Origin of the sequence: Hyphomonas oceanitis (genome assembly GCF_036964545.1) — a bacterium.
In the GTDB taxonomy this organism is placed as follows: domain Bacteria; phylum Pseudomonadota; class Alphaproteobacteria; order Caulobacterales; family Hyphomonadaceae; genus Hyphomonas; species Hyphomonas oceanitis.
The window spans coordinates 89140-109921 of sequence record NZ_JBALTL010000002.1 but is presented as its reverse complement, the minus strand read 5'-3'; the positions used below and the strand labels follow the sequence as shown (position 1 = coordinate 109921).

General features: G+C 63.1%; 21 protein-coding genes. 9 read left to right on the top strand and 12 right to left on the bottom strand.

Features of this window, described 5'->3' with window-relative positions; translation table 11 throughout:
- Positions 1 to 138 precede the first annotated feature (138 nt).
- Positions 139 to 1245, top strand: a complete 1107-nt coding sequence (gene tsaD, locus V7651_RS05285; RefSeq protein ID WP_418887220.1) for a tRNA (adenosine(37)-N6)-threonylcarbamoyltransferase complex transferase subunit TsaD — start codon at positions 139 to 141, stop codon at positions 1243 to 1245.
- Between the two features lie 10 nt (positions 1246 to 1255).
- Here the strand turns inward: tsaD and V7651_RS05280 are convergent, their stop codons facing one another.
- Positions 1256 to 1381, bottom strand: coding sequence for a hypothetical protein (locus tag V7651_RS05280; RefSeq protein ID WP_335612477.1), 126 nt, complete (start codon positions 1379 to 1381; stop codon positions 1256 to 1258).
- 104 nt (positions 1382 to 1485) lie between these two features.
- A complete protein-coding gene (locus tag V7651_RS05275; protein WP_035537595.1) occupies positions 1486 to 2091 on the bottom strand; it encodes a TetR/AcrR family transcriptional regulator in 606 nt (201 codons plus the stop codon).
- A gap of 139 nt (positions 2092 to 2230) precedes the next feature.
- Here V7651_RS05275 and V7651_RS05270 point away from each other — a divergent pair, with 139 nt between their 5' ends.
- The gene (locus tag V7651_RS05270; RefSeq protein ID WP_335612476.1) at positions 2231 to 2530 is read left to right on the top strand and encodes a YciI family protein; all 300 of its coding nucleotides are present in this window, start codon (positions 2231 to 2233) and stop codon (positions 2528 to 2530) included.
- The gene (locus tag V7651_RS05265) at positions 2527 to 3207 is read left to right on the top strand and encodes a glutathione S-transferase family protein (RefSeq protein WP_335612475.1); all 681 of its coding nucleotides are present in this window, start codon (positions 2527 to 2529) and stop codon (positions 3205 to 3207) included. The genes V7651_RS05270 and V7651_RS05265 overlap by 4 nt, the downstream gene beginning before the upstream one ends.
- Here V7651_RS05265 and V7651_RS05260 read toward each other — a convergent pair.
- The 6 genes from V7651_RS05260 to V7651_RS05235 all read right to left on the bottom strand — a co-directional run bounded on the left by V7651_RS05260 (position 3191) and on the right by V7651_RS05235 (position 9111).
- Complete coding sequence (locus V7651_RS05260; RefSeq protein ID WP_335612474.1) at positions 3191 to 4015, bottom strand: sulfotransferase family protein; 825 nt, start codon at positions 4013 to 4015, stop codon at positions 3191 to 3193. The genes V7651_RS05265 and V7651_RS05260 overlap by 17 nt on opposite strands.
- 48 nt (positions 4016 to 4063) lie before the next feature.
- The gene (locus V7651_RS05255) at positions 4064 to 4603 is read right to left on the bottom strand and encodes a hypothetical protein (protein ID WP_035537591.1); all 540 of its coding nucleotides are present in this window, start codon (positions 4601 to 4603) and stop codon (positions 4064 to 4066) included.
- Between the two features lie 58 nt (positions 4604 to 4661).
- Positions 4662 to 6821: a PQQ-dependent dehydrogenase, methanol/ethanol family gene (locus V7651_RS05250; RefSeq protein ID WP_035537589.1), complete on the bottom strand. Its 2160-nt coding sequence runs from the start codon at positions 6819 to 6821 to the stop codon at positions 4662 to 4664.
- A 106-nt stretch (positions 6822 to 6927) separates the two neighbouring features.
- Positions 6928 to 7839, bottom strand: a complete 912-nt coding sequence (gene pyrF, locus V7651_RS05245; protein ID WP_335612473.1) for an orotidine-5'-phosphate decarboxylase — start codon at positions 7837 to 7839, stop codon at positions 6928 to 6930.
- Positions 7836 to 8657, bottom strand: a complete 822-nt coding sequence (locus tag V7651_RS05240; protein WP_335612472.1) for a S1 family peptidase — start codon at positions 8655 to 8657, stop codon at positions 7836 to 7838. Before V7651_RS05240 ends, pyrF begins: the two co-directional genes overlap by 4 nt.
- Positions 8658 to 8679: 22 nt before the next feature.
- Complete coding sequence (locus tag V7651_RS05235) at positions 8680 to 9111, bottom strand: DUF350 domain-containing protein (protein ID WP_035537585.1); 432 nt, start codon at positions 9109 to 9111, stop codon at positions 8680 to 8682.
- A gap of 95 nt (positions 9112 to 9206) precedes the next feature.
- Between V7651_RS05235 and V7651_RS05230 the strand changes: the two genes are divergently transcribed.
- On the top strand, positions 9207 to 9989 hold the full coding sequence (locus V7651_RS05230) for a 3-hydroxybutyrate dehydrogenase (RefSeq protein WP_335612471.1): 783 nt from the start codon (positions 9207 to 9209) through the stop codon (positions 9987 to 9989).
- A 12-nt stretch (positions 9990 to 10001) separates the two neighbouring features.
- On the opposite strand, the gene V7651_RS05225 is transcribed toward V7651_RS05230, so the two are convergent.
- Complete coding sequence (locus V7651_RS05225) at positions 10002 to 10634, bottom strand: SCO family protein (RefSeq protein ID WP_335612470.1); 633 nt, start codon at positions 10632 to 10634, stop codon at positions 10002 to 10004.
- 62 nt (positions 10635 to 10696) lie between these two features.
- Between V7651_RS05225 and V7651_RS05220 the strand changes: the two genes are divergently transcribed.
- The 3 genes from V7651_RS05220 (at position 10697) to V7651_RS05210 (ending at position 15034) form a co-directional block, all read left to right on the top strand.
- Positions 10697 to 12064 (top strand): ActS/PrrB/RegB family redox-sensitive histidine kinase, encoded by a 1368-nt coding sequence (locus V7651_RS05220; RefSeq protein ID WP_335612469.1) that lies wholly within the window; start codon positions 10697 to 10699, stop codon positions 12062 to 12064.
- Positions 12065 to 12114: 50 nt separating this feature from the next.
- The gene (locus V7651_RS05215; RefSeq protein WP_034740167.1) at positions 12115 to 12687 is read left to right on the top strand and encodes an ActR/PrrA/RegA family redox response regulator transcription factor; all 573 of its coding nucleotides are present in this window, start codon (positions 12115 to 12117) and stop codon (positions 12685 to 12687) included.
- A gap of 106 nt (positions 12688 to 12793) precedes the next feature.
- Positions 12794 to 15034, top strand: coding sequence for a TonB-dependent receptor (locus tag V7651_RS05210; protein ID WP_335612468.1), 2241 nt, complete (start codon positions 12794 to 12796; stop codon positions 15032 to 15034).
- A gap of 10 nt (positions 15035 to 15044) precedes the next feature.
- On the opposite strand, the gene V7651_RS05205 is transcribed toward V7651_RS05210, so the two are convergent.
- The gene (locus V7651_RS05205) at positions 15045 to 17120 is read right to left on the bottom strand and encodes an ArnT family glycosyltransferase (RefSeq protein ID WP_335612467.1); all 2076 of its coding nucleotides are present in this window, start codon (positions 17118 to 17120) and stop codon (positions 15045 to 15047) included.
- 152 nt (positions 17121 to 17272) lie between these two features.
- On the opposite strand from V7651_RS05205, the gene V7651_RS05200 reads away from it, so the two are divergent.
- Entirely contained in the window at positions 17273 to 18004 is a 732-nt protein-coding gene (locus tag V7651_RS05200) for a glycosyltransferase family 2 protein (RefSeq protein ID WP_335612466.1), read from the top strand.
- Here V7651_RS05200 and V7651_RS05195 read toward each other — a convergent pair.
- Positions 18001 to 18531 carry an AAA family ATPase gene (locus V7651_RS05195; RefSeq protein ID WP_335612465.1) on the bottom strand — a complete coding sequence of 177 codons (531 nt, stop codon included), beginning with the start codon at positions 18529 to 18531 and terminating at the stop codon, positions 18001 to 18003. The two genes, V7651_RS05200 and V7651_RS05195, sit on opposite strands and share 4 nt — an antisense overlap.
- A 165-nt stretch (positions 18532 to 18696) precedes the next feature.
- Here V7651_RS05195 and V7651_RS05190 point away from each other — a divergent pair, with 165 nt between their 5' ends.
- Entirely contained in the window at positions 18697 to 19275 is a 579-nt protein-coding gene (locus tag V7651_RS05190; RefSeq protein ID WP_241766950.1) for a hypothetical protein, read from the top strand.
- A gap of 6 nt (positions 19276 to 19281) precedes the next feature.
- On the opposite strand, the gene V7651_RS05185 is transcribed toward V7651_RS05190, so the two are convergent.
- On the bottom strand, positions 19282 to 20685 hold the full coding sequence (locus V7651_RS05185) for an alpha,alpha-trehalose-phosphate synthase (UDP-forming) (RefSeq protein WP_335612464.1): 1404 nt from the start codon (positions 20683 to 20685) through the stop codon (positions 19282 to 19284).
- Positions 20686 to 20782 lie beyond the last annotated feature (97 nt).

Genomic DNA, 20782 nt, shown 5'->3' with positions numbered 1-20782 from the left:
GCAGCAATACAGCTAGAAACGTGATGGCGCTTCTTAATATGTTAGCGCTGTTAAAACGACGCCTGAAATCGACCTCCTCCGTTCTTCCGTCATACACGCCTGCCCTCCAGCCTTCCCATTCTCCCCGTCCGGGCCTACATGCGGCGCATGACCCGTGCGCTCACCATTCTCGGCATTGAATCCTCCTGCGACGAGACGGCGGCGGCTGTGCTGCGTCTTGAGGGCGGGCGCGTGACGCTGCTGGCGGATGTGATCCATACGCAGCTGGAGGAGCATGCGCCCTATCAGGGTGTCGTGCCGGAGATTGCGGCGCGGGCGCATGCGGAGATTGCGGACAAGACGGTGGCCGCTGCGATGCGCGAGGCTGGTATCGGCTATGACGCGCTGGACGGCGTGGCCGCCACGTCCGGCCCCGGCCTGATTGGCGGCGTGCTGGTGGGCATGATGACCGGCAAGGCGATTGCGCAGGCCGCGGGCAAGCCCTTCATCGCGGTGAACCATCTGGAAGGGCATGCGTTGAGCCCCCGGCTTGGCGGCGATTGCGCGTTTCCTTACCTGTTGCTGCTGGTTTCCGGCGGACATTGCCAGTTTCTGGAAGTGCGCGGCCTTGGCCAGTACAAGCGGCTTGGATCGACCATTGACGATGCCGTGGGCGAGGCTTTCGACAAGACGGCGAAACTGCTTGGCCTTGGCTTTCCGGGCGGGCCTGCGGTGGAGCGGCTGGCGAAGGCCGGTGACCCGAAGGCCTTCAACTTCCCCCGCCCGCTGATGAACCGGCCCGGCCTCGACATGAGTTTTGCCGGGCTTAAAACCGCCGTCGCCCGCGCCGCTGCCGAAGCGCCGCTGACGGAGGAACGCCTCGCAGACCTCTGCGCCAGTTTCCAGGCAGCCGTCTGCGACGTGCTGGCCGGCAAGGCGCGCCGGGCACTCGAGGTGTTTGATCCGGGTGAGGGAGAAAGCCTGCGCTTCGTCGTGGCGGGCGGGGTGGCCTCAAACAAGGCGATCCGCACGGCGCTGGAAGCGGAAGCAAAGGCATTTGGCGGGGAACTGTTCGCGCCGCCGCTGCGGCACTGTACGGACAATGCCGCGATGATCGCCCTTGTCGGGGCCGAGCGGATGGCCGCCGGCGAGATAGGGGGGATCGGAGACCTTGGCGCGGGGGCGAGACCCCGGTGGCCGCTGGACGAAGCGTCAGCGACGCGCGATCCGGCTTATGCCACAGGGCTCAAGGGCGCCAAGGCCTGATCAGGCACCACTACACTGCAAATTCAGCAAGGGCGAACGTGGCGGCCAGGATGGCAGCGGCGAACGGAATGGCTGCAAGCAGGGCGTAGAAGGATTGGCGGGCTTCGGTTTTCGAGAGGGTCATTGGATCGCTCATTGAGGGTCTTCTGGAAGGCACCATAGTCTTCCATGACCCTGATATAGCAGGCCCTGAAAAATAATCAATGAACAAATTCGATTTTATTCAGCGTTTAGGATTTGTTATCTATCCGGCGTCTTTGCGCCACAGGAAAGCGCGGCCAGAAGAATATCGAGAACACCGACCAGTTCGCGTTGTAGTTTCGGCAGGGAGAGGGCCGAAAACAGCTGAGGGAAACGGAATTTCATCAGCGCCGCCTGCATGTATTCGGCGGTTTCCTCCGGCCGGTCGAGCGGGCGGAACTCGCCTGTCTGGGCGCCGTCATTCAGGATCTGCACCAGGTAAACGCGCTCCTGGGCCAGCTGTTCGTTGAAATAGAGCGGGCGTTCCTGCTTCAGCACATTGGCGACTTCGAGAATTTTTGCATCTTCTTCAATGGCCGTGAACGTGCGGTCGAGGCTCATCTCGAAAAACTCGCGAATGCGGGCAGAGGCCGAGACAGGCTTGCGGGCGATGGCCGCATATTCCTCGAAAACCTTGGCATTGAACTTGCGCGCCATGGCTTCGGCAATGTCGATCTTGGAGGCAAAGAAGCGGTAGATATTGCCCGCCGACATGCTGCAGTCGCGGGCAATTTCCGACATGGTTGTCTTGCCGTATCCATAATGATGGATGCGCTCCATGGCGGCTTCAAGGATCTGCTGGCGGGTGTCTGTCGTGTCATTCATGCGAAAACCATACTATCAAATCCTGAAGGATCAATGATTCATTCAGTGAATATTCGCGCCAAGGCTCTGAGAGTAGGCAGCGCACCGTCAGTATGCCATAGGCGTAGCGCCACTCAAACCTGCCCCCGGAGAGACCATCATGCCGCTGTTTTGCCTTCACTGCTTCGACAAGAAAGACGGCGGCGCCGCCCTGCGCGCCGCGACGCGCAGCGCCCATCTGGAATGGGTCGTAGGCAATGGCCCGGATGTGCGCATGGCAGGGCCGCTGCTGGCAGACGACGGCGAAACGATGATCGGCTCGGTCTTCCTGCTGCAGGCCGACAGCCTCGACGCCGCAAAGGCCTTCTCCGCTGCTGATCCCTATTCCAAGGCCGGCGTCTTCGGCGAGGTGCGCATCAATGAGGTCCGCTGGGCCATCGGCGAAGGCAAGCCTGCATGAGACAGCTGATCCTCGGCAATCTCAATTATTCCAGCTGGTCGATCCGGCCGCTACTGGTCGCGCGCCATGTCGGCCTGCCGGTGGAAGAAGTGATCGTGCCGCTCGATTTCCCGGACACGACAGCGAAGCTGAAAGAGATCAGCCCGACGGCCAAGGTGCCGCTGCTGCTGTGGGACGGACAGACCGTGTGGGAAAGCCTCGCCATCACGGAATGGATCGCGGAATGGGCAGAGCCGGGCCAGGTCTGGCCGGAAGACCCCGCCGCACGTGCCATTGCCCGCGCCGCAGCGTCTGAAATGCATGCCGGTTTCCCTGCCCTGCGCAAGGACTGCCCGATGGACATTCGCGGCCGTGAAGCGACGCCGGAAATGTCCGCCGCGCTGGCAGCAGACATTGCGCGTGTCGATGCGCTCTGGTGCGACCTGCGCATGCGCTTTGGTGAGGACGGCCCGTTCCTGTTCGGCCAGTGGAGCGCAGCGGATGCCTTCTATGCGCCCGTCGTGACCCGTTTCCGCACCTATGGCCTGCCGCTCAGCCCCGCCGCGCAGGCCTATGCTGATGCCGTGCTGGCCGATGCGAAATTCCTGACACTGGAAGAACAGGCCAAGGCCGAACCCTGGTGGATAAAGTACGGGCCAGATGGCCGCTCAAGCGGATCGCTCAAGCCGGAGGCATGAACAGGTCGTAGCCGAGATCATGCCGGAACAGGGTGCGCACCTGTTTGCGGTAAAGGTCCATGGCCGGGCCGGTGAACAGCTCTTCCAGCGAGGTCTTGCGGTTCTGCAGCACGTTTGGCTCGGCTTCAGGATCTGTATGCTTGGCCATTTCAGACTTGGTGCCCGCCGCCAGCGCCGCGTCGATCGCGTCCGGCGCCAGGTCCAGTGACCAATGCTCGGCCACTGCTTCCAGCACGGCGCGGGCATCCTTCAGCGTGTCCTCATAGTGGACATTGAGGATCAGGCCAGGCGCGTCATGGCGGACATCGCCCCAGCGGTTCCAGAACCGGGCGAGCCAGTAGATGTCGCAGCGATACTGTTTCCCGGCCGGGTCGCCTTCCAGATAGGTCATCCAGTCGACCTGGATGTCATATTCCCATTTGGCATGATGGCTGGCGAGAATGGCCATCGGGTGGCGCACGGCCAGTACATAGGGCGGCAGGCTGGCGAGGCGCCGCGCCCAGCCCCAGTCCGCCAGCCGGTGCGGGATCGTATGGCTAAAGGCGAGACGCGGGATCTGCGGGAAGACAGGCTTGTCCTTCGGCCAGCCGATATAAGGCCGCACCGCATTCTCGGAGAAGTATTTCGGTCGCTCGATACCGTGCGTGTCGGCAATGGCGATGGCCAGCATGTATTTCAGCCAGTGCGTGCCGGAATTCTTGGAGGTGACCAGCATGCCGTCAAAGGCGCCATGACGCAGAACCGAATAATTATGCCAATTGTCATTGCTGACACGGGCGCGATAGGCGGCGGGAAGAGTCTGGCTCATCTTTTTGCCCCTACAGCCCCGTCAGGCATCGCGCAACTGACAGGCTGGTCATGTGCGCAGGCCCGCCTTGTCGCGGAACACCTGCAGCAGGGAGAGCTGGTCCTTCGTCGGCGCGCCTTCCGCCTCGGAGACGGCGACAAGCATGCTGTCGAGATCGACCACTTCCTTGGGACCGAGATACTTGTCGGCCACGATCTTCTGGCTCAACCGGCGCATCGTCTCCTGCGGCAGCGGCGCCTTGTTGGTGACCCAGGCCGCATGCGCGACGAGTTCATGGGCCTCGTCCAGCGTGAAGCTGAAATGGCGGATCATCTCTTCCGAGATCACATCGCTCTGACGGTCCGTCAACGGCCCGCCCCGCGCGCGGGCAATCTCCATCATCATGATCGCGGCGGCCTCGCGCGGATCCTCGATCAGGTCGAGGCCGTTGCGTCCGGAGCGGTATTTGAAGGCCAGGCGCCGGGGCAGGTTGGCCGCCGTGCGGGCCAGGTCGGCCGCCTCACGCGCGCCATCCCGCGCCATGCGCAGGCGCCACGACCAGACGCCGATGGCCACAAGAATGGTGAGAATGCCAAGAATGAACTGCATCAAAAAAGTGTAGCGCGCCCCAGAGGGACGCGCCACATCATTCAGTCAGGTGACAAGACTATTGCTCGCCGCCCGTTGCGTCAGCTGTTGCATGGGCCTGAGCGAGGACATAGGCGCGGATGGCCTCTGACTCTTCGGGCGTCACGAACTCGGCGAACGAGACCATGCCATTGGCGGCAAGGTTGCCGTCGATGACAACGCCCTTCCAGGCTTCGGCATTACCGGTGATGGCCGACCAGCGCAGGTCCGGCAGCACGCCGGAACTCTTGGCGAGGGCGCCATGGCAAACCATGCAATTGCGCGAGAAGGCAATGGCGCCGTCCGCAACCATCGCTTCGTCGCCGAAGGCATCAGCCTTGGGTGTCCGGTCGATGGGAGGAAGGTTTGAATCGGCAATCAGGCCTGTGCCGCCCACTTTGAACGTGACCACCTTGCCGACGGATGAAGGCACGGCGTCGTCATAGGCATAGCCGGCAACCAGCGCAAAGGCGCTGCCCCAGCCGGTCGTGATCGTGACATATTGCTCGCCGTCGATCTCATAAGTTCCGGGGCCAGCGGCCGCGCCAGCTTTCACGTTCTGGCTCCAGAGCTTTTCGCCGGTCGTGGCATTATAGGCCACAAACTCGCCGCTGAGCTTGCCCTGGAAGACAAGATTGCCTGCCGTGGCCAGCACGCCGCCATTCCAGGCATTGTCATAATCGACTGTCCAGCGCGGTTCGCCCTTGACCGGATCCCACGCTATGAGATGGCCCTTGAGCGTCGAGCGGAGGAATTTCGCCACATCCGGCGGCGCAATTGGCGGAATGCCGGACGAGAAGTCAGCGCCTGTGTTCCAGCCGACGGCCTTGGACGCAAAACGCGGATCCTCGACATAGGCCTGCGGGATTTCCTGCGCCGGAATGTAAGCGAGCTTGGTTTCCGGGCTGTAGGCCATTGGCTGCCAGTTATGCGCACCGAGCGGGCCGGGCAGCTGCTGGTGAGGCGTCTTGCCGTAACGGGCCGCCGCCACTTCCATCGGGCGGCCATTCTCGTCGAGACCGGTTGCCCAGTTCATGGCGCCGTAAGCGTTGCCTTTGAGGAATTCGCCGGTGGCCGCATCCAGAACATAGAAGAAGCCGTTCTTCGGGGCCTGCATGGCGACGCGGCGCGTGGCGCCATTCTCGCCGAGGGGCAGGTCAGCCAGGATGATCGACTGGGTAGCTGTATAATCCCAATTGTCGCCAGGGGTGGTCTGGAAATGCCACTTGTATTCGCCCGTATTGGCATCCACCGCCACGATGGACGAGAGGAAGAGGTTGTCGCCGCCGGATGGGTCGCGGAACGTGCGGTTCCAGGGCGAACCATTGCCGACGCCGAAAATGATCTGGTCGTTGACTGAGTCGTACACGATCGAATCCCAGACCGTGCCGCCGCCGCCATCGGTGACCCATGCGCCTTCATCACCCCAGGTGACGTTGCCGACAGTCTCGAAAGCCTTGTCGGAGGCTTCATGGTCAGGCTGCTTTGTCGGGTTTGGAACGGTGTAGAAGCGCCAGAGCTTCTTGCCGGTTTCTGCATCATAGGCGGTGAGATAGCCGCGCACGCCCAGCTCGGCGCCGCCATTGCCGATCAGCACCTTGCCGTTCACGACGCGCGGGGCGCCTGTGATCGTGTAAGGCTTGGCCTGGTCGACGGTGACCGTGCTCCAGACCTTTGCGCCGGTCTTGGCATCAAGCGCATCAAGGCGGCCGTCGATGACGCCGACATAGACCTTGCCCTTGTAGACAGCGACACCGCGGTTCACGACATCGCAGCAGGCTTTCACACCGACGGCGCGGTCGACATCAGGATCATAGGTCCAGAGCGCTTCGCCCGTCTTGGCGTCGAGCGCATAGACGACCGACCAGGCCGAGGTGACATACATCACACCGTCAACAACGATGGGCGTGGCTTCAACGCCGCGATTGGTGTCGAGATCATGGGTCCAGGCAACACCCAGACGCGAAACGTTCTCGGTATTGATACCGGTCAGTGTCGAGAAGCGCTGCTCGTCATAGGTACCGCCATAGGTCAGCCATTCCGCGCCGCCGCTGGCCGTTTCAATGCGATTGGTATCGACATCTGCGAAGGGCGCCTCGACCGCTGGCGCTTCCGGCGCCTTGGCCTCTTCCTTCGGTGCGCAGCCTGCAAGCAGGGCCAGCGCACTGCCAGCCATGATGAATGAACGCCAATGTGTCATGGCCGTCTCTCTCCCGTGTATGGTTATGGTCGCGATCTTGCGCGCGATCTCTGATCAGGCGCGCATGCTAGTACGTGATCGGCATTTGTCGAGACGTTTCGCTGGGTCAGCTTCCCGTGAGGGTTCCGGCGCGATCCGTAACGCCGCTGAGCGATGTGAGATCAGCCTGTGCCGCCTCGATGGCCGCCGCAATGATGCGCTGCCATGCGCCCAGATCAGCAGCCTCGGCTGCACCTTCCGGGAAGTTCACAGAGCGGGAGGCATTGACCACGCCGCCTTCGAGATGGTTGCCGCGCCGCACGAAACCCGCCAGCGCATCGGCCGCGCCACTGCCCTGCGCGCCGTAACCGGGCACGAGCATCAGGCAAGTCGGCGCCAGAGCGCGCAGCTTGCGGGCCTCGTCCGGGCCGGTCGCGCCGGCCACCAGCATCAGGCTCGACCATCCCGACGCCCCTGTCAGGCGCTCAATGGCAGGCTGCAAGGCCTCAACAACGCGGGCATAGAGCGGCGCGCCGCCCATGTCCTGCGTCTGGAAGTCGGCCGAACCGGGATTGGACGTGCGGGCGAGCACGACGACGCCCTTGCCGTTCGCCTCGGCGGCCGCGAGGAAGGGCTCCAGCGTGTCCATGCCCATATAGGGGTTCACCGTGACCGCATCGGACGCAAACGGGGCGTGTCTGCCAAGATAGGCCTGCGCGTAGCCCTCTGCCGTCGAGCCGATATCGCCGCGCTTGGCATCCGTGATCACAATCAGGCCTGCGGCCTTGGCCGCGTCGCAGACGCGCTGCAGGGCGCGCATGCCATCCGGGCCGAGGCGTTCGAACAGGCCGACCTGCGGCTTGAGGACAGCGGCACGCCCGGCCACCTGTTCAACAATCGCTTCGCCCCAGCGGGCAAGGCCTTCAGGCGTGTCGCCGCCGAACAAGGCGGGCACGCGGCCGGGATGCGGATCAATACCGACGCAAAGCGGCCCAAGGGCCCGTGTTGAATCGACGAGGCGGCTGGCAAAATCAGTCATGGCCGCACCTGGCATGCAACCTTGACCACCTGCAAGCGGCGGCGGGCATTATCTGATTGCGGGCCATAGGTATTGGCCGTGAAAGGCTCGTTCGGGCCTTCGGTGATGGGCACATTCAGACTGGTCAGGAAGGCATCAACCGACGAGGGCGCCGCCGTATAGATGCGGCCCCGGCGCGGGCTCTCGGCAACGATCACGCCCCGCACGCCGCCATTCTTGTCAAAGACCGGGCCGCCGGAAATGCCGCCCAGCGTGCCGGTCAGGCCCTGCGTTCGGCCAATCTCGGCCCAGGCGAGGATCGGTTCCTGCCCGTCGCGGCGCCCGCGCGTGATCAATTTCGAGCGCGACAGCAGCCGCGTTGCCACTTCGCCCGGCCGTCCCTGCGGATAGCCGACATGATAGCCCTCGGAGCCAACGCGGAGCGGCGAATCGAGATCGAGCTTCACGGCGGAGGGGCTGCGGCCGGTGGAGATCAGTGCGAGGTCATGGTCCGGATCGACGGTGACGCGCGCAGCGGGCACGTACTGGTCCGGCGCGATCAGCAAGCCGACGCTGTTGCAGCCATCGACGACGTGCCGGGCGGTGACCCAGTCGCCTTTTGTGTTGATGGCAAAGGCCGTTCCGATACCGTCTTTCGGCTCATCGACCTGGACGAGGATCTGTTCATCGAGAATGGAGGGGGGCGGCAGCGTGGGCCCGTCGGATTCCAGAACTGTTGGCGGCGGTTCGGGCGCATCGACACTGCGTTCATTCGCAAAAAGGGTTCCGACCACGACGGTGAAGACCAACAGGTACAGGACCCAGTCAAACGATCTCATGGTCGGTGGCGCCTCCTGCGCGCTAGAACCTTTGCAAGGCCGGATCCCACAATCCGGCAGCCAGAATGAGGGCGGATGACAGCTTGGCGGCGATCAGCACGATGGCCGCGCCGGCCTGGTCATCCTCAATGCGCCTTGGCAGGTCGCGCAACACGACATCCACCAATCGGTATACGATCAATTGAAGCAGCAGCGCGATGACGCCCCAGATCAGCAGGTCGAGCAGGGAGACGCTGGAGGCCAGCGTGGATGCAATCGGGATGGCAAGACCGGTGATGGCGCCTGCCAGCGCGAGGCCGGCCGAGGCGTTTCCGCCTTTTACCAGTGCCAGTTCTTTCCACGGCGTCAGGAGTACATAAATAGTACTGGCGACAAGTAACATGACACCGGCCGCGGTCGTCCATATCAGAAAGCGAGGGAAAGCCTCAACGAAAGCACCGATTTCACCGCCCATCGAACCTGCCTATCCTCTACACTTACGCCTGCGACCCTCCCAAGGCCGCCCCTATCCCTAAACACAGCGCGCCTGCGCCTCAAGGAGACTTCATCATGCTGACCGGAAAAACTGCACTCGTCACGGGATCCACGAGTGGTATCGGGAAGGCGATCGCGACACGGTTCGCGCGCGAAGGTTGCAATGTCGTGCTCAACGGGTTTGGCGACGAGGCGGAAATCGAGGCCGAACGTGCGGGTTTGGCGAAGGAATACGGCGTGAAGGTCGGCTATTCGGGCGCGGACCTGACCAAGCCGGACGCGATTGAAGGGATGATGGGCTATGTCGCCCGCGACTTTGGCGGCGCCGACATTCTCGTGAACAATGCAGGCGTGCAATATGTTGCGCCCATCGAGGAATTCCCCATTGCGAAATGGGACCTGATCATTGCCCTGAACCTGACATCAGCCTTCCATACGACACGCATGGCCCTTGGCGGCATGAAGGAAAAGGGCTGGGGCCGTATCCTCAATACAGGCAGCGCCCATGCCAAGGTCGCTTCGCCGTTCAAGTCAGCCTATGTGACCGCCAAGCATGGCCTCGCCGGCCTCACCAAGGTGACTGCGCTGGAGGGCGCGCAGCATGGCGTGCGCTGCAACCTGATCTGCCCCGGCTATGTGCACACACCGCTGGTGGACAATCAGATCGCCGATACGGCCAAGGCGCGTGGCATGTCGAAGGAAGACGTGATCAAGAATGTTATTCTCGATGCCCAGCCGACCAAGCAATTCGTGACAGTCGAACAGATTGCCGGCTTTGCCGCCTTCCTCTGCTCGCCCGACGCCGACCAGATCAATGGCGCGGAACTTTCAATCGATGGTGGCTGGACCGCCGCCTAAGCCTAATGCCGCCTACTCGTCCAACACATCGGCGAGGCAGGCGGCAATGGTCTCGCTCGTGTCGTCATGGGTGAAGAAGGTCTTGAGGTTCCAGTCCTCGTCCATCAGGTAGAGCAGGCTCGTATGGTCCATCGTATAGCCGGCCGTGCTGCTGGGATCATCAACCCGGGAATAGTCGGCAATGAAGGCCTGCGCGGCGGCGCGAACCTGTTCGGGCGTGCCGGTGAGGCCGACCAGATTGTCCGGGAAGGCTGAGGTCGCAACATATTCGGCGAGTTTCTCAGGCGTATCGCGCTCCGGATCGATGGAGATCAGCAGTGTTTGCGGCGGGTCGATGCCTTCAGGCAGCATCTTGTAGGCGCGCGCCACGGTCACCAGCGTCATTGGGCAGACGTCCGGGCAATAGGTGAAGCCGAAATAGATCAGCGTCGGATGGCCCTTGAACGTATCCTGCGTAACCGCCTCGCCCTTGTCATTGACCAGCGAGATAGGCCCGCCAATCTCCGGATAGGCGCGGCTGAGACAGCCTGACTTTGTGCCGCCGGACTTGGCGCCTTCGGGCGTATCGGCAGGGCCGGACGGGGAACAGGCGGTGGCGGCAATGGCGCCGAGCGCCGCGATCAGGGTGCGATAGGGAAAGGTCATGGCCGCGATATGCCGCCAACGCACCGCTTGGCGCAAGGGTCACGCTGACGCATAAGCATCGCATGGACGATATCACCCGCGACTCCCGTTACGGCCTCGACGATGCCGTGTTCACACTGGCCCCGGAAGGCCTAGGCTCGGCCCAGTCGGCGCTGGGACGCACGCGGCTGCGCACCTTCATCACGCTGCGCTGGCTGGCCGTGGCCGGGCAGACCATGGCCGTACTCTTCGTGGCTTTCGTGCTGGGTTTCGAGCTGCCGCTGGCGCTGTGCCTGGCGATTATCGCCGCCTCCGCCTGGCTTAACGTGTTCCTGGCCTTTGCCTTTCAGAGCCAGCGCCTGACGCGCGGCTGGGAGGCAAGCCTGCAGCTGGCCTTCGACACGCTGCAACTGGCGGCGTTGATTACCGCAACGGGCGGCCTGTCGAACCCGTTCCTGCTGCTGCTTCTGGCGCCGGTGACGGTGGCGGCGCTTTCCGTGTCACAGATGCGGGCGACTTTGGTGGCCGTTCTGGCCCTTTTGCTGGCCGCGTTGATGCCGTTCGTGGCCCTTCCCCTGCCCTGGCTGAATGGCGAAGTGATCAGCCTGCCGCCCCTCTTCCAGTGGGGCCAGTTCACGGCGCTCGCCGTGGGCCTCGTCTTCTTCTCGCTCTCCGCTGTACGCGTCAGCCAGGATGAGGCCCGCCTCGTGCGCGCGCTTGATGCCGCCAGCGTGGTCATGGCGCGTGAGCAGAAGCTGTCCGCGCTTGGCGCCATGTCGGCGATGACGACGCACGAGCTTGGCACGCCGCTGGCCACGATCCACCTTGTCTCCAAGGAATTGCTGGCCGAGCTCGACCCTGATGATCCGAACATGGAAGATGTGCGCCTTATCGCGGAACAGGCGGACCGTTGCCGGTCCATTCTGGCGACCATCCGTGAGGCCCGCGAGGCGACCGACATTGTCCATGCCCTGATGCCGCTGGATGCGCTTGTGGAAGAAGCCGCCGCCCCGTTCAAGGGCCTCGGCGTCGACCTTGTCGTGCGGGCGGGACCGGGCGAGCGCGGCGAGCCGAAGGCGCCCATCCTGAACCGCAGTCCTGAAATTCTGCATGCGCTCGGCGCCTTCATCGAGAATGCTGTCAGCTTTGCCGACACGCGCGTGACGGCGGTCGCTTCATGGACGGACGACCAGATCCTGATCACGATCACTGATGACGGCCCCGGCTTTGCGGCAGAAGTCATGCCCAAGCTGGGAGAGCCCTATGTCTCCCAGCGCAGCGAAGCCCAGCTCGGCGGCGGAGACATGGGGCTTGGTTTTTTCATCGCCAAAACACTGATCGAACGCACTGGCGGGCGCATCGCCACGCGTAACCGCACACCGCCGAAACGCGGCGCCGTTGTGCAGGCCCTGTGGCCGCGTGCAGCACTTGAGGCTTCTAAATTGGCCTAAGCCGTGCAAAAGGCCTATATTGAATCTGAATCGCAAGAAGGAACGCGGCCATGGACCGCCCGGTGACAGTTAACGTGCACGAAAGCCTCAAGGGCGTGGAAGACCGTTCCTGCCTTGTGATGGATGACGATGGCCCGTTCGTACAACGCATGGCGCGGGCGCTGGCCCAGCGCGGCTTTGTGGTTTCCGCCGTCTCGACCGTCAGCGAGGGCAAGGATATTGCCCGCATGAACCCGCCCGCCTTTGCCGTGCTGGACCTGCGCCTGGAAGACGGCAGCGGGCTTGATGTGGTCGAAGTGCTGCAAAAATTCCGCCCTGATGCCCGCGCCGTGATCCTGACCGGCTATGGCGCGATTGCAACGGCGGTTGCCGCCGTGAAGGCTGGCGCGGTCGACTACCTGTCCAAACCGGCTGATGTTGACGATATCATTCGTGCGCTCACCGCCACGAAGGACGAAAAACCGGCGCCGCCGGAAAATCCGATGTCGGCCGACCGGGTGCGCTGGGAACATATCCAGCGCGTATATGAGCTGTGCAATCACAATGTGTCCGAGACAGCCCGCCGTCTGAACATGCACCGACGCACGCTGCAGCGGATCCTCGCGAAACGTGCGCCGCGCTGAGGAAAACACCTGAGGGTTGAGGCCTGTCAGCCATGACGCACGCGTCATGGAAATCGTAATAATTGCAGCTATTGCAAACGATTCTCGCGTGCCCTAATCGCGCCGGATGAAATCATCCTGCGCCCTCCCCGCCTCGCTTGTTTTGCTCTCCTTCGCCGCCCCGGCCCTTGCCCAGAATGAGGATGCCACGAAGCGTCTCGACCCGGTCGTGACGACGGCTGTACCGGGCGCGACGCCGCTCAGCGACATTCCTATGTCGGTCAGCGTGATTGGGGCGGATGACCTCAAACTGGCAAAGGCCTATCTCGGCGCAGAGGACGTGACCGACCTGCTGACGGGTGTTGATGCGGCGGTGGCCAATGGCACGCAGGTGGCGTTCCAGATCCGCGGCATTGGCGCGGTGGACCATCAGGCGCTGACGCCCGGCGCCGCAGCGGTTTATGCAGATGGCGTCTATTTGGCCACCAATGTGCAGACGGGCCTGATGCTGTACGACCTTGAGCGGATCGAAGTGCTGAAAGGCCCGCAGGGCACGCTCTATGGCCGCAATGCCTCCGGCGGGGCGATCAATTTCATCACGGCCAAGCCGGGCGAGGGCCAGTCGCGCTATCTGAGCGCCGGATATGGCAATTTCAATCGTGTCGATCTTGGTGGCGCCTATGGGGAGAGCCTTGGCGGCGGCTTCAGCTATCGTCTTGCGGGGCGCTACCTGTCGCGGGATGCGGCGCTGGACAACACCGCCGGACCGGAAGACGCTGGCGGCGTGCGTGACGAGTTTGGCCTGCGCCTTGGCCTCAACTGGGACGAAATGCTGGGCGGGCGCCTTCTGGTGCGCACGCATTACGAAGAAGACAATGGCGTCAATGCCTCGCCGCGCAATGACAGCCTCGACCTTGGCGACCATGAGATCGCGGTTGAAGGCACCGGCACGCAGGACACGGATAATGCCTTCTATGGCGCGTCGGTGGACTATACGCGCGACCTCGGCCGCTGGGAGCTGTCCTCGCTGACGGCGTTCGAAGGCTATGCGCAGCAATACGGCTTTGACTTTGACGGCGCGCAGGCTCTTTTCGGCAATGCGGCGCTCAGTGCGAACCTTTCCTATGACCGCTCATTCCGTCAGTATTCGCAGGAATTCCGACTGCAGACGGACAGGACCGGCGGGCATACGCTATTCGGCCTCAGCGCATCGACCGATGATTTCAGCCAGACCTATACGATCTGGTGCGGCGAGCTGGACCCGTCTACGCTGATCGGCACCTGCCCCTATGTCGGCGCAGCAAGCCGCGCGGGCCCGACGCCCGTCTCGCCCACCCGCGCCATGACGCTGGTGACCGATATCAACCAGTCACGCGATACGCTCGCGGCCTTCACGCACAATGATTTTGACCTGACAGAGCAGCTGACCGCCACGTTTGGCTTGCGCCTCACGCATGAGGAGATCGACGGGCATGGCAGCGGACGGCACGTCTTCGAGGATGGCACGATTGGCTATAACAATGTGAGCGGCCTGGGCCTCGCCTATGGGTCGAACACGATTGATGAGACGCGCCTCAGCGGTAATGCAGCGCTTGCCTATGATCTCGGTGCTGGCACGGCCTATGCGTCTGTGGCGAACAGCTACAAGTCCGGCGGCTTCAATGGTGAAGTGCAGAACAATGCGACGCATTTTGCTGATGAGGGCCTGTTCTCTGCGGAGTCAGTCACGGCCTATGAGGTCGGCTACAAGGCGCGCCCTACGGAGGCGCTGACATGGACGCTGGCGGCCTTCTGGCAGGACTATGATTCCCCGCAGGCCCGCATCTTTGTGAACTTCCCGCTGCCGGACGGATCGAGCATTACCTCGAACTCGCTGTCGAACCTTGATGCCGCGACTGTCCATGGCGCTGAGGCGGACGTTACGTGGCGGGCGACGGAGGGCCTGACGCTGGATGCCGGGCTGACGCTGCTGGACACGGAGATCGAGCAGAGCTCCGATATTGGCGGCAATGCGGCCACCTTTGACGGCAATCCCCTGCCCTTTGCCTCGGACGTGTCGGCGACGCTGGGCGCGCGTTATGACTTTGCGCTGACGCCGGGTGTGGACGCCAGCCTTGCGGCCCATGCCAAGTATCGCGGCGACTATTATCTGGACCCGGAAGGCCTTGAGGCGCGGATGCAGAAGGGCTTCACCACGCTTCAGGCCGAGGCGACGTTCGCCTTTATCGACACGGGGCTGAGCCTGACACTCTGGGGCCGGAACCTCACCGATGAAGACTATGCCCTCTCGGGCTATGGCTTTATCGGCTACAACACGTTCCGTTCAGACCCGCGCACCTATGGCGTGCGGCTGGATTACAGCTTCTAGCAACTGCCCATCACTCGGCAGGCGAGACGCCCGGGCAACCGCCGGTATCGAAGCGGATCGCCCGGAAATTGACCGGGTCGCCATTGGAATAGTTGAGGGCGTAGTGCGGCTCGGATTCGGTGACGCAGAGCTTCATCCTGTCGGCTTCTGCGCGCAGGTTTGCGACTTCATCGGCGATTGCAGGAACGGCTTTGCGGTCCTCGAAATTGACGAGATAGACGAGCGGATAGGCGGCTGTGTCTGTGGGCAGGTCGAGCGGGGTTTCAGGTGGGTGCAGGTTCTGCGTGCCCATGGTGAGGATGTAGGAGGGCTCTGCATAGCCGAGGGCCAGGATGCGTTGGGGCGCGACCGTGTTGCAATCCGCATCATCGCCGGGCACGCCGCAGACTTCTTCCAGTGCAGCGCGGGCCGTTTCGGTCGGCTGCAGCCAGACCTGGCTTGGCAGCATGAAGATGCGCACGTGCCAGCCGATCGTGATGCTGGCGGCGATGGCGAGCAGGATGGCGAGGCCGTCCTTGCGGCGCGCAAATTCCACGATGGCAAAGCCTGCAAGCGCAAAGCCGACCCACCAGAGCCAGAGCGGGAAGCTGCGATAGGCCGTCCAGGACTCGAGCACCTGGCTGGCCGCAACGGTTTTGAAATCACCCGCGGTTTCTTCCATGTAGAAGACAGCGACACCGGGGAACGAGACAGCGAGCAGGAGGATGGCGCCGATGGCGAAGAGCGTGAGCGATATCCAGCGGCTGACCGGCATGCGCACACCGTCCATCAGCTGCACGGCGGCATAGCCGCAGAGGAGACCCATGGCCGGATAGGCAGGCAGGATATAGTGGCTGAGCAGCGTCGGCATCAGCTCGAAGAAGACGAAGGTGAGCGCGGCCCAGGCCACGATAAAGCGGATGGCGCGGGTCTCGTCGGTGAGGCCGTCGATACCGATGGGCCAGCGTGTCTTCCAGTCGTCGCGCCCGGCAATGTACCAGAAGGCGGCGAGCAGAAGGGCCGGATAGGCCGGCAGTGTCTTCAATGTGGAAAGCGTGCCGAGCGTCTTCGCCATGAGCCCCGTGCCCTCTGGATGGGGCAGCAAGGGCAGCGCGAACAGGAGAACCGTGAGAAAGGCGAACACGACAGCAGCGATGGCGGCGGAGTCGCGCAGCCATTTCCAGCCAAGCTCGTTGCGCGGTTTCAGGCGATGCCATGCCGCGACGCAGGCCGGGGCGAGCATCAGCGTGGCCGGGAAGAACCAGGCTGGCAAATGGGTGAGGTGGTAGAAGGGCCAGCCGCCATGGCCTTCGGAGGCGCCGGTGAACTTGTCTTTCAGATCCTTGCCGACGGCGCCCTTGATGAATTCGCCATGGGTGGCGGCTTGAATCCAGAGGAACCATGGCAGGACGAGCGCGACGAAGATGAGCGGCCCGGGCCACCAGAGGAGGACTTTCCACCAGTCCCCGCCCTTGCCGACGGTCGCTTTCGTCCACACCCATGCGCCGATACCGGCATAGGCGGCGACCATGGGGCCGACGGGGCCCTTGATGAGGAAGACGAGGCCCATGGCCGTCCAGAAGAGAAGCGCCATGCGTTTCGACTGGTCATTTCGCATATAGAGGCGGGCGAGCGCGCCGATGCTCAGCGTCGTCAGGAAGACGAGGACGCCATCCGTCTTGGAAATATGCGCCTCGCTGGTGAGCAGCAGGGTCGCCCCGAACAGGGCCGCGCCGAGCCAGCTGGCGCGCCTTCCGATGAGGGGGATACCGCACCAGAAACAGGCGAGCGTGCCGAAGGCCGCGCCGAGCCAGCTGGGCACGCGATAGGTCCATATCTGTTTCGCTTCTGCGCCGGTGAAGAGGGCCGTCGACCCGGCCTGCAGCCAATGAATGCCGGCGGGCTTCTTGTTGCGCAGCTCGTCCTGGTAGCGCAGGCGAATATAATCGCCCGATTCCAGCATCTGCTTGGAGGCCTGCGCGAAGCGGCTTTCGTCGCGGTCGAGCGCAGGCAGGTTGAACACGCCGGGCGCAGCGGCCCCGAACGTGATCACGAAAAGCAGGACCCAGGCTTTCCAGCCGGTGGAGATACGGTCGAGGAATGTCATGGCTTTGCCTTCTAGCGGCACTCGCGCGCGCCGTCTTGTGGTTTTGGGCAGGAAAGCGGGACCAGCGCCAAGTGCGGTAGGGTCTCGCTTTTGCCGCCTTGCCTCGTTATGAGGCTTGGTTCGTTCTCCTGACAGCCCGAAGGCTTTCTGTTTTGGCCAATTCCCTCGAATTCTCAATCGTCGTGCCGCTGCATAATGAGGCCGGCAATGTCACCCGCCTGATCGAGGAGATCGCGCGGGCGCTGGACGGGCGCGCCTTCGAGATGCTGTTCGTCGACGATGCCTCCACGGATGACACACGTGCCGTCCTGGTGGAGCTGAAAAGCCGTTTCCCGATGCTGCGCGTTGTGGCCCACCGCAAGAATGCCGGCCAGAGCCGGGCCATTCGTTCGGGCGTGCTGGCGGCGCGGGCGCCGGTGATTGGCACGCTGGACGGCGACGGCCAGAACGACCCGGCCGACCTGCCGGACCTTTACCGCGCCCTGACGCGCGCTGATGCGCCCCAAGACCTGAAAATGGTGATGGGCCGCCGCGCCAGTCGCAAGGATACGGCGTGGAAGCGGTTCGGGTCGCGCTTTGCCAACAATATCCGCATGCGCCTGCTGAACGACGACTGCGATGACAGCGGCTGCGGCATCAAGGCCTTCTATCGCGAGACTTATGTGTCCCTGCCCTATTTCGATCACATGCACCGCTACATGCCCGCCCTGTTCCGGGCCGAGGGGTACAAGGTGGAATATCGCGACGTGAACCACCGTCCGCGCGCCACGGGCACATCCAACTATACCAATTTCGGCCGCCTCGGCGACGCGCTGTCAGACCTGCGCGGCGTGATGTGGCTGATCCGCCGGCGGCGCAATCCGGGCGGCGCGGACGAGCTTTAGGCGCCAATACGCTGGCGAATGAAGGCGGCACGGCCCTCGACGGGCGCCAGCGGCACGTCCACAAGCGAAAACCCAAGACTTTCATAGGCCTCGCGCACCAGCGCGCCGAAAGCGGCGCTGCCGCCGAAATCGAGCGTGCGCTCGGCGTCCTGCGTGTAGATCGCCTGCCAGGGCGGGAACCAGAACACGGCTTCCGGCGGGGGCATGGCCGCGATGGCTTCGCGAATGGCGACGTCCGGCAGCTGCCAATAGGTGGTATAGGCGAGCAGGTCTGGCAGGCCGCGGTCGCAGATGACGGGTCCAGAAACACCGCGCAGGGATTGCTGGTCGTCGATTGCCTGCTGCAGCATCAGCGAAACAAACAGGGCCGGGTCCCGATCGCCCGTGCCGCGCCCGCCTGTTGCACGCTGATCGGCAAGGACCCGCCGGGCAGGCTCGCTGACCGTTTGGAAATCTGGAGCGAGATGGGTCAGGACGCTCGACTTGCCGCTGCCAGGCGGACCGGTGAAAATATGAATGTCTGGCACGTATTTCTCCGTGGAGTGGCGTTTATGACCCGAAATTGCCGTGTTTACCGCTGTTTATGGGTAGAGGGCCGCACCGGGCGGCCAGCATGGGGAAATCCGCTCGCATCGCTGGGCGCATTACGGTAAACCTCGTGTTAACTCAGCCGCAGGACGGGTGGTGTTGAAATGAATAAAGACACGAAGATCGCGCTGGCGGGAGCAGCGGTCGCCAAGATGGAACGCAAGAAGCGTGAGAAACACGCTTCTGACGACTCGAATGAAAAGGGGTACTTCATGCGCGTAATTTTCGGGATCTTTCCGCTGCTGGTCATTCCGGTAGTGTTGTACAATCTGCTGGCGCTGGGCTTTGGCGGCGCTGTCGAGACAGTGAATGCGCAGGGCGAGCTTGTGCGCTCAACCGTGGCGCCGATCCTCAACCTGCTCAACGGGCCATTCATGCACCTGCCGATGATTTCCGGCGTGGACTGGATGCTGACCAAGGGCGACGCGATCCTGCTGGTGGCGGTGATCTTCCTGTTTCTGGAAATCCTCAAATCGACCAGCACGGGCACATCGACCATCATCAATCACGCCGTGTCGATGATGCTGTTCATCGTCTGCCTGATCCAGTTCCTGCTGCTGCCGAACTTTGCGACCTCGACCTTCTTCATCCTCATGTCGATGACCTTGCTGGACGTTCTGGCCGGTGTGGTCGTGACCATCGTTTCCGCACGGCGCGACTTTGGCGTGGCGGGCGACGTCTAGGCCTTCCTATTCCCCGGCCGCCGCGAAAAAGGTTTCGCTGGTGCGCCGGGACGCGGCCGCCCTTGCGAGGGATTGCAGGAAAGTGGCCGTCCACCAGTCATTATCATGTCTCGCGATCTCGCTCCACATGGCCGCGTGCCGTGTGCGACGCTCTTCCAGCGGCATGGTGACGGCGCGTGTGATGCCACCGGCAATCGAGGCCGCGTCATAGGGATTGATGAGCAGGGCGCCTTCGGCGAGCTGTTCGGCCGCGCCTGCGAAACGCGAGAGGATGAGCACGCCGGGATCGGCTTCATCCTGGGCGGCGACATATTCCTTGGCGACCAGATTCATGCCGTCATTCAGCGGCGTGACGAGCGCAATGTCGGCCCGGCGGAAGAGGCCGGCCAGACGTTCGCGGGGGATGGAGCGATGGATATATTGCACGGGCATGTAACCGATGTCGCCGAACTCTCCATTGACCTCTCCTGAGAGCTGTTCGAGGTCGCGCCGGATATCCTTGTAGGCCTGAACATCCTCGCGGGTGGGCGGGGCGATCTGCAGGAAGGCGATCCGGTCAGCCTCGACATGCCGATCCCGCAGGAAGGCCTGGAAGCCGCGCAGCCTGTGCGGCAGGCCCTTGGAATAGTCGAGGCGGTCAACGCCGATCATGACCTTCTGGGCTGACGTCGTGATCTCCGGCAGTTCAGGCGCCTCTTCTGCAGCCTTGCGGAAGCCGGTGGCATCTATGCCGATGGGAAAGCTCGCGACCTGGATGAAGCCGTTATTGAAGCGCAGACGCCCGTCAGACAGCAGTTCCGCGCGGCCAAGCGTGCGGAAGGCGCCGATGAAATTGGCGACGTCGCGCTGCGTCTGCAGGCCCACAAGGTCATAAGCCGAAAACCATTCGAGGAATTCGGCATTGTCCGAGAGGGCGCGGATGCCGTTGGCGACGGGAAACGGGATGTGCAGGAAAAAGCCGATGGGGTTTCGCACGCCGAGCTTGCGCAGCTCATGCGCGAGCGGGATCAGATGATAGTCGTGGATCCAGATCGTGTCGTCGGGACGCAGGTGCGGCGCGGAGAGTTCGGCGAGGCGGCTGTTGACGGATTTGTAGGTGGTGAACTGGCCGACGCTGACGCTGAGGAGGTCAGCCCGTCCATGGAAAAGCGGCCAGAGGACCGAGTTGGAATAGCCGAGATAATAACCTGCATGTTCCTTCGGCGTGAGGCCCATGGCGAGGCGTTCAAAGGTTGCCCCGGGATGATTGATGAGTGCCTCCGGACCATTGCCGGACCGTTCCTTGACCGTTTCAGTGCCGATCCAAAGCCCGCCCTGCGAGGCCATCGTGTCGTTGAGGGCGACAACCAGGCCGCCGCTCGGCTTGTCGCCCAGTGGCACACGGTTCGAAAATACGACAAGTCGCGTCACGTCTCCCTCTCCTGATTGTCAGTTCAACCTCTGAACGTAGCGGTCCCCTCCGGGTTCCGCTTGTATCGCTAACATCTGCATCGGCGCGCGCGGAACG

Coding starts and splice junctions, on each gene's coding strand:
- V7651_RS05270 (WP_335612476.1), top strand. CDS start 2,231: ATGCCGCTGTTTTGCCTTCACTGCTTCGACAAGAAAGACGGCGGCGCC.
- V7651_RS05250 (WP_035537589.1), bottom strand. CDS start 6,821: ATGACACATTGGCGTTCATTCATCATGGCTGGCAGTGCGCTGGCCCTG.
- V7651_RS05240 (WP_335612472.1), bottom strand. CDS start 8,657: ATGAGATCGTTTGACTGGGTCCTGTACCTGTTGGTCTTCACCGTCGTG.
- V7651_RS05225 (WP_335612470.1), bottom strand. CDS start 10,634: ATGACCTTTCCCTATCGCACCCTGATCGCGGCGCTCGGCGCCATTGCC.
- V7651_RS05215 (WP_034740167.1), top strand. CDS start 12,115: ATGGACCGCCCGGTGACAGTTAACGTGCACGAAAGCCTCAAGGGCGTG.
- tsaD (WP_418887220.1), top strand. CDS start 139: ATGCGGCGCATGACCCGTGCGCTCACCATTCTCGGCATTGAATCCTCC.
- V7651_RS05265 (WP_335612475.1), top strand. CDS start 2,527: ATGAGACAGCTGATCCTCGGCAATCTCAATTATTCCAGCTGGTCGATC.
- V7651_RS05235 (WP_035537585.1), bottom strand. CDS start 9,111: ATGGGCGGTGAAATCGGTGCTTTCGTTGAGGCTTTCCCTCGCTTTCTG.
- V7651_RS05280 (WP_335612477.1), bottom strand. CDS start 1,381: ATGAGCGATCCAATGACCCTCTCGAAAACCGAAGCCCGCCAATCCTTC.
- V7651_RS05205 (WP_335612467.1), bottom strand. CDS start 17,120: ATGACATTCCTCGACCGTATCTCCACCGGCTGGAAAGCCTGGGTCCTG.
- V7651_RS05275 (WP_035537595.1), bottom strand. CDS start 2,091: ATGAATGACACGACAGACACCCGCCAGCAGATCCTTGAAGCCGCCATG.
- pyrF (WP_335612473.1), bottom strand. CDS start 7,839: ATGACTGATTTTGCCAGCCGCCTCGTCGATTCAACACGGGCCCTTGGG.
- V7651_RS05260 (WP_335612474.1), bottom strand. CDS start 4,015: ATGAGCCAGACTCTTCCCGCCGCCTATCGCGCCCGTGTCAGCAATGAC.
- V7651_RS05220 (WP_335612469.1), top strand. CDS start 10,697: ATGGACGATATCACCCGCGACTCCCGTTACGGCCTCGACGATGCCGTG.
- V7651_RS05190 (WP_241766950.1), top strand. CDS start 18,697: ATGAATAAAGACACGAAGATCGCGCTGGCGGGAGCAGCGGTCGCCAAG.
- V7651_RS05230 (WP_335612471.1), top strand. CDS start 9,207: ATGCTGACCGGAAAAACTGCACTCGTCACGGGATCCACGAGTGGTATC.
- V7651_RS05210 (WP_335612468.1), top strand. CDS start 12,794: ATGAAATCATCCTGCGCCCTCCCCGCCTCGCTTGTTTTGCTCTCCTTC.
- V7651_RS05255 (WP_035537591.1), bottom strand. CDS start 4,603: ATGCAGTTCATTCTTGGCATTCTCACCATTCTTGTGGCCATCGGCGTC.